Origin of the sequence: Nannocystis pusilla, from assembly GCF_020073745.1 — a bacterium.
Taxonomy (GTDB): domain Bacteria; phylum Myxococcota_A; class Polyangia; order Nannocystales; family Nannocystaceae; genus Nannocystis; species Nannocystis radixulma.
Genome location: NZ_JAIRAU010000009.1, coordinates 34,801 through 46,649 on the forward strand (window position 1 = coordinate 34,801; position 11,849 = coordinate 46,649).

9 protein-coding genes are annotated in these 11,849 nt (G+C 72.7%); 6 read left to right on the top strand and 3 right to left on the bottom strand.

Annotated elements, in window-relative coordinates; all coding sequences use genetic code 11:
• Window positions 1-20 precede the first annotated feature (20 nt).
• Window positions 21-941 carry a hypothetical protein gene (locus K7C98_RS11305; RefSeq protein WP_224191617.1) on the top strand — a complete coding sequence of 307 codons (921 nt, stop codon included), beginning with the start codon at window positions 21-23 and terminating at the stop codon, window positions 939-941.
• A gap of 24 nt (window positions 942-965) precedes the next feature.
• Entirely contained in the window at window positions 966-1,433 is a 468-nt protein-coding gene (locus tag K7C98_RS11310; RefSeq protein WP_224191618.1) for a hypothetical protein, read from the top strand.
• 88 nt (window positions 1,434-1,521) lie between these two features.
• Here K7C98_RS11310 and K7C98_RS11315 read toward each other — a convergent pair whose 3' ends face one another.
• Window positions 1,522-2,562, bottom strand: a complete 1,041-nt coding sequence (locus tag K7C98_RS11315; protein ID WP_224191619.1) for a hypothetical protein — start codon at window positions 2,560-2,562, stop codon at window positions 1,522-1,524.
• A gap of 183 nt (window positions 2,563-2,745) precedes the next feature.
• Between K7C98_RS11315 and K7C98_RS11320 the strand changes: the two genes are divergently transcribed.
• The gene (locus tag K7C98_RS11320; protein WP_224191620.1) at window positions 2,746-6,690 is read left to right on the top strand and encodes an adenylate/guanylate cyclase domain-containing protein; all 3,945 of its coding nucleotides are present in this window, start codon (window positions 2,746-2,748) and stop codon (window positions 6,688-6,690) included.
• A gap of 31 nt (window positions 6,691-6,721) precedes the next feature.
• Window positions 6,722-7,324, top strand: a complete 603-nt coding sequence (locus K7C98_RS11325) for a hypothetical protein (protein ID WP_224191621.1) — start codon at window positions 6,722-6,724, stop codon at window positions 7,322-7,324.
• 66 nt (window positions 7,325-7,390) lie between these two features.
• Here the strand turns inward: K7C98_RS11325 and cls are convergent, their stop codons facing one another.
• Window positions 7,391-8,860 (bottom strand): cardiolipin synthase, encoded by a 1,470-nt coding sequence (cls, locus tag K7C98_RS11330; RefSeq protein WP_224191622.1) that lies wholly within the window; start codon window positions 8,858-8,860, stop codon window positions 7,391-7,393.
• Between the two features lie 45 nt (window positions 8,861-8,905).
• Here cls and K7C98_RS11335 point away from each other — a divergent pair, with 45 nt between their 5' ends.
• The gene (locus K7C98_RS11335; RefSeq protein WP_224191623.1) at window positions 8,906-10,276 is read left to right on the top strand and encodes an aldehyde dehydrogenase family protein; all 1,371 of its coding nucleotides are present in this window, start codon (window positions 8,906-8,908) and stop codon (window positions 10,274-10,276) included.
• A 159-nt stretch (window positions 10,277-10,435) separates the two neighbouring features.
• Complete coding sequence (locus tag K7C98_RS11340) at window positions 10,436-11,452, top strand: hypothetical protein (RefSeq protein ID WP_224191624.1); 1,017 nt, start codon at window positions 10,436-10,438, stop codon at window positions 11,450-11,452.
• Window positions 11,453-11,574: 122 nt separating this feature from the next.
• Here the strand turns inward: K7C98_RS11340 and csrA are convergent, their stop codons facing one another.
• Window positions 11,575-11,790, bottom strand: a complete 216-nt coding sequence (gene csrA / locus K7C98_RS11345; protein ID WP_224191625.1) for a carbon storage regulator CsrA — start codon at window positions 11,788-11,790, stop codon at window positions 11,575-11,577.
• Window positions 11,791-11,849: the final 59 nt, after the last annotated feature.

Below are 11,849 nucleotides of genomic sequence, written 5' to 3' on the forward strand. Positions count from 1 at the left end.
ACGGCGCTACACTGCAGTCGATGACGGCATTCTTGCCCCCGCACCGGTGCGCGATGGCCCCCGGCGTCTCGGTTCTCGCGGCCGGCCTGATCCTCGCCTGCGGAGCTCGCAGCGGCCTGACCGAGGACGACACCGGCGACGGCACGGGAGTGATGAGCGTCGACCCGCGCGAGGGCGGCTGCGACAACCCGATCGTCCTGCCGCTCGCCAACATGGAGGTCCGCGGGCGACTGCAGGGCCCGAGCCGCGTCGAGGGCTTCTGCGGCGACGGCGTGATCGACGGCGGCGCCGAGGACACGTACCTCATCGTCCCGACCTTCGACACCGACGTGCTGCTGCTGATGCAGCCGAGCACCGAGTTCACGCCGACACTCCGCGTCACGCGCGACGGCTGCTACGAGGACGACAACAACATCCCGCGGCTGTGCGCGGCCCCGGTCGGCGACGTCCTGTTCCGCCACTTCTTCGCCGAGGCCGGCCACGAGTACAGCGTCACGGTCGACTCGCCCGAGGGCACCGACGGCTACTACGCCATGCAGATCGTGTACACGGCGCCGACGCTCGACGGCTGCCCGGTCCACATGACGCAGATCGATCAGGAGCTCAACGGCAACTTCCGGTGGAGTAACACGCTGGGCGGGCGCGCCGGCCAGGTCGACGGCCGCTGCGGCGGACCTGGCGCGGAGAACATGTTCCAGGTCAACGTGGCCTCGCCCGGCGAGATCCTGTTCCGCGTCACCGCCGATACCAGCTTCGCCCCGGCCCTCAGCATCCGCACCGGCTGCGGCGGCTCGTCCGAGCTGGTCTGCACGTCGATGCAGGAGACGGGCTCGCCGACGCTGGAGATCCTGCAGTTCTTCGAGCCGGGCACCTACTTCGTCGTCGTCGACCAGAACGACATCCGCGGCGGCGAGTACGTGCTCGAGGTGCAGTTCTTCTAGGCGCCGCGCCGGAGCGAGGTCCGCGTGTTCATCCGCCTCCGCGCCGCGCGCCCCGAAGACTGGACGGGCAAGCTCAGCGACTTCCTCGTCGGGCTGGTGTTCCTGTCGGCCTCGGTCGCGGTGCTGCTGGTGCGCCTGCCCGACGCGTGGGTCGCGGCCGTCGACGGCCGGTCGTGGATCATCCGCGTCGGCCTGGTCCTGCTGCTGCTCTGGCTCAACCAGTGGGTCGGCAACATCATCCGCACGGTCCTGCCGCGCGCGCCGTACCTGTTCGGCCGCACGTTGACGGTCCGCGAGCGCGGCCGCCGGGTCCGCCTGCCGGTCCGCGAGATCGCCCGCGTCTACGTCGAGCCCCGACCGCCCGGCGAGCGCGACACCTTCGTCGTCGCCCTCAAGAACGGCGAGACCTACGACCTGTGCCCGATCGCCTGGCAGGGCGCGGCCCGCCTGTACGCGCGCCTGGCCCGCGCGCTGCCGCGTCCCGCCGCCTGACTCCGGGGGCAGGTCCCGGCGGACAGGCGCGAGCGGGCAGGTCGAATTGGACAGGCCCGCGAGGACAGGTCCTTGCGGACAGGCGGGTTCAGGTCGGCATGCGCGAGACCTGCAGCGTGTACTCGCTGCAGGACTGGTCGTTGGCGACCCGGATCACGCGGATGAACACCTTGGCCGGCCAGGGCACGTTGTTGAGGTAGTTGGGGTTGGGGTTCGGGTTGGGGTTCGGCGGCTGGTGGGCGTCGAAGAACTCCCACTCGCGGGCGGGCGGGGTGCCCGGGCCGAAGGTCGCGCCGAGGCCCTCGAACGGCATCTTGTTGCAGGCCGTGTAGACCTCGAGGCGGTAGTCGGGGTTGGCGGGGTCGCCGGGGTTGACCGCGAAGGCGGCGACGATCTTGCCGGCGTTGGGCCGGTTGCCCATCGCCATCGCCTCCGGGAATTCGACCCAGAACCAGTCCTCCTGGCCGTTGCCGGGGCCGTTGTCGATCCCGGTGATCGAGCCCTTGATCGGCGGGACGACGCCGCCCTCGGCCATGACGCCGAGGCTGCCGGCCATGCCCTCGGCGCAGGTGTCGGAGGCCTTGTCGGGGGGCGTGACCGCGCACTCGCAGTCCATGCCGTCGGACGCCTCGGGGTTGGCGTCGTCGCAGTCGGGGCCGGGGTCGTCGGGGCCGTACTGGTCGCAACCGACCCAGAAGCCGTCCATGTCGGCGTCGACGCAGACGCCGCAGCTCTGCCACGAGTTGAAGCTGGCGTCGTCGCAGTCTGGACCGGCGTCGCAGCCCTCGCCGTGGAGATCGCCGTCGTCGTCGACGCAGTCCGGGTCGGGCAGGGTGGTGGTCCCGGGCGTCGGATCGGCGGTGGGATCGCCGTCGGTCGGGTCCGAACCGTCGGTCGGCTCCGGGCTGGTGTTCGACTCGGAGGCCGACATCCCGCTGCCGACGGTGGGGTCGGGATCGGTCCCGGCGGTCGGCTGCCCGGACATGCTGTTGCTGCCCCCGTGGCTGTCGAACGGATTGCCGGAATCGGACCCGAATTCGCCGCCGGCGCACGCGCCGAGATGCGCGGAGGCGGCGAGCACGAGCGAGAGCCGGACGAGGGTCGGGGTGGGCCTGGACGCGCCGAGCATCCTCCGCAGAATACACAATGCCCAGCCCGGCTCCGCACTTCGGCGCATGTGAGCTCGAGGGTGGCCGGAACCGCGGGTCCCGCCGGGCCCCCGGCGAGCGAGTTTTTTCGGTCCGGATCCGGAAGACGGATCGCCGTCAGGACGCGCCGGGAGCGAGCGGCTTTGGTACGATGTCGCCCGACCTTGCCCGAGCTGTTCAAAGCGCTGGCGAGCTACATCCCGGCAATCGTCACGCGGCGGCTCTCGGTCGATCCGCGTCCGCTGCATCAACCGCAAGCCGAGATCGTGGCCGCCGCAGTCCTCTGCGCCGACGTCACCGGCTTTACGGCCCTCACCGAGGCGCTCGCCAAGCAAGGGCCCGCGGGCGTCGAGAAGGTGGCCGCAGGCCTCAACACGTACTTCGGCCGGCTGATCGAGATCACCGCGGCGCACGGCGGCGACGTCGTCAAGTTCGCCGGCGACGCCCTCACGGCGGTGTGGGTCGCCGAGGGCTCGTCGGCTCGCGCGGCCGAGGCCGCGGTCGCGTGCGGGCTGGCGATCCAGGCGGCGTTGCACAACCTCCCGATCGACGACGGCATCGAGCTGTCGCTGCGGATCGGCGTGGCGGCCGGGCGCATCGCCCTGGTCCACGTCGGCGGGCTCGGCGGGCGCTGGCAATTGGTCCTCGTCGGCCCCGCGATCGAGGCGGTCCGGCGGGCGCAGGCACTCGCGCGGCCGGGCGAGGTCGTCGTCGATCGCCGCGTGGCGGCGATGCTCGGCGGGCGCGTCGACGGCGAGCCGCGCGGCGAGCAAGGCTTCGGCCGCGTCGTCGTGCTGCGCGACCCGACGGTGCCGACGCCGCTGGTGCGCCCGCAGCTGCCCGACGCGGCCGAGGAGGCGCTGCGCGGCTACGTGCCGCCGGCGGTGATCGCCCGCCTGTCGGCCGGGCAGAGCAGCTTCCTCGCCGAGCTGCGCCGGCTCAGCGTCCTGTTCATCAACTTCCCCGACCTCAAGCACCAGACGCCGCTCATCGAGGCGCAGGAGGTCATGGCGGCGGTGCAGCAGATCGTCGAGACGTGGGAGGGCACCATCAGCCACCTCAGCGTCGACGATCACGGCACCACCGTGCTGGTCGCGTTCGGCCTGCCGCCGCTGGCCCACGAGGACGATCCGGTGCGCGCCGTCGAGGCGGCGCAGCAGGCCCGCGAGCTGCAGCAGCGGCTCGGGTGGCGGGCCACCTGCGGCATCGCCTCGGGGCGGGCCTTCTGCGGCACCGTCGGCAGCGCCGAACGTTGCGAGTACACCGTCCTCGGCGACGTGGTCAACCTGGCCGCGCGCCTGATGCAGGCCGGCGACGGCAAGTCGGTGCTGTGCGACCACTACACCTTCGTCGCCACCCGCGGGCAGTTCCTGTTCGAGGGCCTGCCGCCGATCTCGGTGAAGGGCAAGGAAGGGACCATCTCGATCTACACGCCGGCGAGCGCGCGGCTGCCCGGGCGCAGCCAGCAGCAGCGCGCGGTCTCGGGGCCGCTGCCGGCGGCGGGCGGCCCGAAGGCGACGCTGGTCGGGCGCATGCGCGAGCGCGGCGTCCTGATCAACGGCCTGCACGAGGTGCTGCGGGGCAAGAGCGCGACGATCGTGGTCGAGGGCGAGGCCGGCCTCGGCAAGACGCGCCTCGCCGACGATCTGCTCGATCAGGCCGAGGCCGCCGGGGCGCAGCGCCTGCTCGGCGCGCGCGAGATCAGCGACGCGGCCGGGCCGTACCACGCGTGGCTGCCGATCTTCGCCACCATCTTCGGCCTGAACCAAGGGACAGACGGCGGCCAGGGCTCCGATCCGTACCAGCGGGTGGTCTCGGGGCTGCGGCGGCTGGTGCCGGCGGCGGTGTCGCGGGCGCCGCTGCTCGGCGCGGTGCTGCCGCTCGACGTCGCCGACAACGACCGCACCGCGCCGCTCCAGGGCCGCGCGCGGGCCGAGCAGACGCGCGTGCTGCTGGTCCAGATCCTGCTCGCCTACCTCAAGGCCAACCCGACGGTGCTGCTGCTGGAGGACGCGCAGCGGTTCGACTCGGCCTCGTGGGCGCTGCTCGCCGAGGTGCGCGAGGAGGTCCACCCGCTGCTGTGCGTCCTCGTCACCGGCCCGGTCGACAGCGACACCGCCGCGGCCGAGCTGCGCCAGATCCTCGCCGACCGCGGCACCTATCACCTGCAGCTGCAGCCGCTGTCGCTGGCCGAGACCGAGAACCTGGTGTGCCGCCGCCTCGGCGTGTCGCGCCTGCCGCCCGAGGTCGCCAGCTTCATCTACGAGCGCGCCGAGGGCCACCCGTTCTTCTCCGAGGAGCTGGCCTCGGCGCTGCGCGACGCCGGGTTCATCACGATCTGGAACGGCGAGTGCCTGCTGTCCCATGAGGCAGGTGACCTGCGGACCGCGAAGTTCCCCGACAACCTCGAGGCGGTCATCACCAGCCGCATCGATCGCCTGCAGCAGCAGCACCAATTGGTGCTGAAGGTCGGCGCGGTGCTCGGCCGCGTGTTCTCGCTGAGCCTCCTGCGCGGCATCTACCCGCTCGAGGCCGACAAGGCGCAGCTGCCCGAGTACCTGCAGGCGCTCGAGCGCCGCGGCCTGGTGGTGCCCAAGCCCGGCGCCGCCGAGGGCACGTTCCTGTTCAAGCACGCGCTGACGCAGGAGGTCGCCTACAACCTGCTGCCGTTCGCCCAGCGCCAGCAGCTGCACCAGGCGGTCGCCGAGCACTTCGAGCGCGCGCACGGCAGCAAGCTCGAGCTTTACTACCCGCTGCTCGCCCACCACTGGTACCGCGTGGTCGCCTCGTCGGCGTTGGTCCCGGGCGGCGGCCGACCGAGCCCGGAGCTCATCGGCCGCGCGGTGCTCTACCTACAGCGCGCCGGCGATCAGGCGATCCGCAACGACGCCGGGCAGGAGGCGGTGAGCCACTACAGCCACGCGATCGAGCTGCTGCAACACCTGCCCGAGAGCCCGGAGCGGGTCGAGCAGGAGATCGGGCTGCAGATCGGCCTCGGCAACGCCCAGGTCGCCACGCTCGGGTTCGGCTCCGACGAGGTCGAGCAGACGTTCGCGCGGGCGCGCGAGCTGTGCCGCGAGGTCGGCGACACGCGCCACCTGTTCCCGGTCCTGTTCGGCCTGTGGCAGCACTACGTCGTGCGCGCCCAGCTCGACGTGGCGCGCGAGCTGGCCGAGCAGATGCTGGTGTTCGCCGAGCGCCGGCGGCAACGCGTGCCGCTGCTGGTGTCGCACCGCGGGCTCGGCACCCAGCTGTTCCACCAGGGCGACTTCGAGCGCTCGCGCGCCCACCTCGAGCGCTCGGTCGTCCTCTACGCCCCCGACTTCGACCGCAACCTCGGTCACCTCTACATCCACGACCCGCGGATCGCCGGCCTGGCGATCCTGTCGCTCACGCTGTGGATGCTCGGCCGCACGGCCGAGGCGCTCGAGCGCAGCCGCGTGTCGGTGGCCCTGGCCCGCGAGCTCGGCCACGGCTTCTCCACCACGTTCGCGCTGGTGACCGCGGCGATCCTGCGCCAGATCCTCCACGACGTCGACGGCGCCCGCACGCACGCCGACCAGGTCATCCAGCTCAAGGCCGAGGCCACGCTCGGCGCATGGGTCAGCTTCGCCGACGCCATCCGCGCCTGGACGATGGCCGAGCTCGGGCAGCACGACGAGGGCCTCGACATGCTGCGCCAGGCGCTGATCGAGCTGCAGGCCGCCGGCATGGGCATGTTCATGCCCTGGACCTTCTCTGTCTTTTCGGACCTGTGCGTACGGGCAGGTCGCATCGACGAGGGGCTGAGCGTGCTGTCCGAGGCGATGGAGTCGTCGCGGCTCAGCGGGGCGCGCTGGTGGGAGGTCGAGCTGATGCGCCAGCGGGCCGAGATCGTGCACGCGGCCGGCGAGGTCGACGAGGCGGCGCTGCTGCTGCACGAGGCGCTCGAGCTGGCGCGCGAGCAGGGGGCCCGCGCGCTCGAGCTGCGCGCCGGGCTCAGCATGGCGCGCCTGTTCCCCGACGACCCGTCGGCGCGCGCTCGCCTGCGCGCGCTCCACGACGAGCTGGCCGACAAGGTCGACGACGTGCTCCTGGCGGCCCTCGCCGCCGCCGCCGCCGGCGACTGAGCGCGGCCGGCGGTGCTATGGTGAGCGCCGCATGTGGAAGAAGCTGGCCATCTTCCTGCTCGTCCTCCTGCTGTTCGCCGGCGGGGTCGTGGTCTACCTGTGGCTGCAGGTGACGGCGCTGCCCGACTGGTACACCGAGCTGGCCGCCGAGAGCGCGGTCGTGCCGGTCGAGGGCCCCGACGGCAAGCTGCAGTGGGTGCCCGCGTCCGCGCACACGGGCCGCAAGGAGCTGCGCAACTTCCACCGCAAGGCCGCCCGCTCGGCCCCCGAGGTCAAGGAGGTCATCAAGGCGTCGCGCGCGACCTTCGAGGACGGCAAGCTCGAGGCCGGCGTGGTCGCCGACCTGCGCAAGCTGCCGACCGAGAAGATGAGCGGCGACCAGCAGGGCCTGTTCGAGCGCGCCCGCCAGGCGTTCCCGTCGCTGACCGAGCGCGACGTGTACATCGGCGTCGAGGACCCGTCGCCCGTGCTCAAGAACGGCAAGATCGGCGTCGGCCCCAGCGCCAGGGTCAAGATCGGCGAGTTCACGTACTCGCTCGACGGCGCGGCCGAGAAGCTCGGCATGACCCCCGACAAGCTGCGCGCCGAGCTGGAGAAGCACATGCGCGAGCTGGGGGTCGAGGCGCCGGACTGAGGGACATGTCCATGAGGGCATGCTCGAAAGAGCCTGTCCCGGCGGGCATGTCCGAACGAGCACGCCTCACAGCAGCGGCGACAGCAGGCGGGCGAAGCCCTCGCCGAGGCGCCGCGGCAGCGACAGCTGGCGCCGCGCCTCGGGCCGGACCTCGAGCGCCCTGGCCAGCTCGCGGGTGAACACCTCGGCGAGGTCGAGCGTGACGCGGCGGTCGTAGAACAGCGCGGTGACCTCGTAGTTGAGGTAGAAGCTGCGCACGTCCATGTTGGCGGAGCCGATCGCGGCCACGCGATCGTCGACCAGCAGGTACTTGGCGTGCAGCATGCCGGGCAGGTACTCGTAGATCCGGCAGCCGGCGGCCAGCAGCTCGTCGTAGTAGCTGGCGGCGGCGAGGCTGACCAGGCCGGAGTCGTTGTTGCGGGCCAGCGGCACGAGCAGGCGCAGGTCGCAGCCGCGCAGCGCGGCGGTCTTGAGCGCCAGCGTGAGCGGCTCGTCGGGCACGAAGTAGGGCGTGGCGATCCAGCAGCGGTCCTGCGCCGAGGCGATCGCGGCGGTGAACTGGGCCGCGATCGCGTCGATGAACGGCAGGTCGGGGCCGCTCGGGACGATCTGCAGCATCGGCCCGCACGAGTGCGCCGGCGGGCGCGCCAGCAGGTCGGCGAGCTGGCGCGCGAACGCGGGGTCCTCGGCGTGGTCGTCGGAGTGCGCGGCCAGCCAGTCCTCGAGGAAGATGGCCTGCAGGCCGAGCACCGCGTCGCCGGTGATCCGCACCTGCAAGTCGGACCACGGGCGCGCCCCGAGCCCGCGGCCGAGGTACTCGTCGCCGACGTTGAGGCCGCCGGTGAAGCCGAGGTCGCCGTCGACGATGACGATCTTGCGGTGGTTGCGGAAGTTGATCATGAGCGGGCGGTAGCGCAGGCGCACCGCGCCGAACGTGAGCACCTGGCCGCCGGCGACGGTCAGGCGATCGAACAGCTCGCGCGGGGTGCCGAGGCAGCCGAACTCGTCGTAGAGGAGCCGCACCTCGACCCCGGCGCGCGCGCGCTCGCACAGGAGGTCGATCCAGCGCCGCCCGGTGTCGTCGTCGCGCCAAATGTACGAGGCGATGTGGATCTGCCGGGTGGCGCGCTCGATCGCGGCCTCCATCGCCGCGAACGCCTGCGCCGGATCGGCCAGCAGGTCGACCGCGTCGGCCCGCCGCAGCGGCGCGGCCGAGCTGTTGAGCGCCAGCGCGACGAGCCCGCGCAGCGGCTGATCGAGCTCCTCCAGCGGCGTCTCGAGCGGCAAGAGCCCGCGCGTGACCTCGGTCGGGTTGACGCTGCGGCGCGCTCGCAGCCGCCGGCGCCGCCGCACGCCCGCGCGTCCGAGCAAGAAGTAGAGGCACAGCCCGAGCAGCGGGAGGAAGATCAGCGCGAGCAACCACGCGAGCGCGGCGCTCGGACGCCGTCGCTCCAGCAGCACCAGCGCCGTGATGCCGATCACGTAGGCGACGGTCGCGAGCTGGATGAACCAGAGCTCGGTGAAGACTTCAGGCAACGGGCGACAAGTGTAGCGCGGCGGGCGACGGCTATAGTTACGTCGATGTCCCCGGAGCGCCTCGTCCCGCACAATCCGGCCACCGGCCAGCCGCTCGATCCGGTCGACTGCACCACGCCCGACGCGGTCCGCGAGGTCGTCGCCCGCGCCCGCACGGCCCAGCGCGCGTGGGCGGCGACGCCGGCAGGGGAGCGGGCGCAGAAGATCCGGGCCGTCGCGCAGGCGATCGGCGCCCAGGCCGACGCGCTCGCGCGATCGATCTGCGACGAGATGGGCAAGCCGATCCGCGAGGCCCGGGCCGAGGCGCGCAGCATCGCCGCCCGCGTCGAGTCGTTCATCACCGCCGCGGATCAGGCGCTCGCCGACGACGAGGGGGTCGAGAACGGCATCGCCATGCGCGTGCGCTGGCGTCCGCTCGGGGTGGTGGGGGTGATCGCCCCGTGGAATTACCCGGTGGCCACGCCGAGCAACCTGCTGCTGTCGGCGCTGCTCACCGGCAACGCGGCGGTGTTCAAGCCGTCGGAGTTCACGCCGCACACCGGCGCGCTGCTCCACCGCCTGTACTCCGAGACATTGCCCGAGGGACTGGTCGGCCTGGTCCAGGGGGCAGGTGACGTCGGGGCCGCGCTGGTCGCGAGCGACGTCGACATGATCGCGTTCACCGGCTCGATCGCCACCGGCCAGGCGATCATGCGCACGGCGGCGGCGTCGATGAAGCGGCTGGTGCTCGAGCTCGGCGGCAAGGACCCGATGCTCGTGCTGCCCGGCGCCGATCTCCAGGCCGCGGCCCGCCACGCCGCCGACGAGGCGCTGCGCAACGCCGGGCAGGTGTGCGTCAGCGTCGAGCGCATCATCGTCCACGCCGACGTCGCTGACGAGTTCACCCGCCGCGTCGCCGATCTGGTGCGGGCGGTGAAGCCGGGCGATCCCCGCGACGAGGCGACCTCGTTCGGGCCGATGGCCAGCGCCCGCCAGCGCGACCTGGTGCTCGAGCAGCTGGCCGACGCCCGCCGCCACGGGGCGACCTTCGTGGTCGAGGGCCAGGCGCAGGGGCCCGGCTACTACCTCACGCCCACCGTCGTCACCGACCTCAAGCCCGAGATGACGCTGGTGCGCGACGAGACGTTCGGCCCGGTGGTGGCCATCCAGGTCGCCCGCGACGTCGACGAGGCGGTCGCGCTGGCCAACGACACCCGCTACGGGCTCGGCGCCAGCGTGTGGGGGCCGCCGGGGCCGCAGCTCGACGCGGTCGCCGACCGCATCGAGGCCGGCATGGTCGGGGTCAACCGCGGGCTGTCGACCGCCGCCGGCGGACCCTGGGTCGGCTGGAAGATGTCGGGCCTCGGCTACACCCGCAGCGTCGCCGGAATGCGCCACTTCCTCCAGCCGCAGTCGCAAGCCCGTCGCGCCGGCTGACCGCGGGGGCTGCGGACGGATCACGGTTCGGGGCCCGTGACGCCCCCGGAGCCCCTCGGAGGTCGCGGGGCGGCCGCCGGCGGGGGCGGCGAACGCCGGGCCGACGGACCGCCGTCGCCCGGGCTCCTGGCGAACGCGCGCATTTGTTATGGTTCGCCCGTGGGCCTGCTCTCCAGCCTGCTCGCCGAGGCGGCCACCAGCCGCCCGGGCGAGGTCGTGATCGAGACCGATCAGCCGCTGCGCCTGATGCACACGCAGGGCGGGGCGACGCTCGGCGAGGCGCTGTCCGGCGAGGTGGTGTTCGACGCGCTGGTCGAGGTGCTGTCGTGCGAGCAGCAGGCCGATCTCGCGCTCGGCGAGCCGGTCAAATTCGACCTGGTCGTCGATCAGGTGATGTGGCACCTGGTCGGAGAGACCGCCCGCGAGATGACCTCGGTGCGCGCGCGTCCCGGCGCCGACGGGTTCGAGCCGGGCGACAGCGTCCCGATCGCGCTCGACGAGCCCGAGGTGCCGGCCGACGTCCCGCGGGCGCCGCGGCGCCACCCGAGCGGACCGGCCGACATCGACATCGAGATCCAGATCGACGACGACGCGCTCGAGGAGCGCGCCGGGGTGCGCCTGGCCGCGCTGCGCCCGATCACGATCGAGGCCGAGCCGCGGGTCGGCTGGCCGCGTCGGGTCGCCGGCACCGGCTGGAACGGCCGCGTCGAGTCGCCGCGGCGCCGCGCGCCGCCGCAACCGCCCGGGCGGGACGTCGGTCGCCGCGAGGACCTCGACACGATGGCGCTGGCGATCCCGAGCGGCACGATGGCCTTCCTGCACCGCGCGAGCGGCGGGGCGGAGGCGCTGGCGCGGGCGCTCGGCTGGCCGCTGCGGACCATCGGCGAGCGCGACGTGCCCGAGCGCGTCCACGCCGAGTGCGCCGCGCTGCCCGACGGCGCCGCGTTGGTGGTGACGCTCGAGGACCCGAGCCCGTGGCTGCCGTGGTTGCTGCGGCGGGTCGAGGAGGGCCGGCGCGTGCTCGTCGAGACGCAGGCGACCTCGCCGGCGGGCGCGCGACGGATCGTGCTGGGCGTCGCCGCCAGCGAGCGCGCCGCGGACTGGCTGGGCGCGATCCGGGTGGTGCACGCGACTCAACTCGGCGGCGAGTGGACGCTGCTGTCCTTCGAGACCTGATTCAAAGGGCAGGTCGAACGAGCGGCCCGGCGTCGGCGCAGCGGCTCGAGCCTGGCGTCGGCGAGCTGCTGCTGTCCTTCGGGACCTGATTCAAGGTACAGATCGGCGCGGCGCCGACCGGCTCACTCCTCGCCGTCTTGCGGCTCCTGGGCGGCGGCCAGCGAGCCCTTGGCGCCTTCCTGGGCGATCTGCTGATAGAGCTCCTCGCGGTACACGGGGAGACCTTGCGGGGCCGAGATCCCCAGGCGAACCTGACGCCCGCGGATCTCTCGGACAACGATCTCGATGTTGTCCCCGATCCGGATCTTCTGCCCGACTTTTCTGGTTAGCGTCAACATGGAAACCCTCCGTGGCGGAGCGGGTGCACCCTCATGAGTATCACGCCGAAGCGATCTTC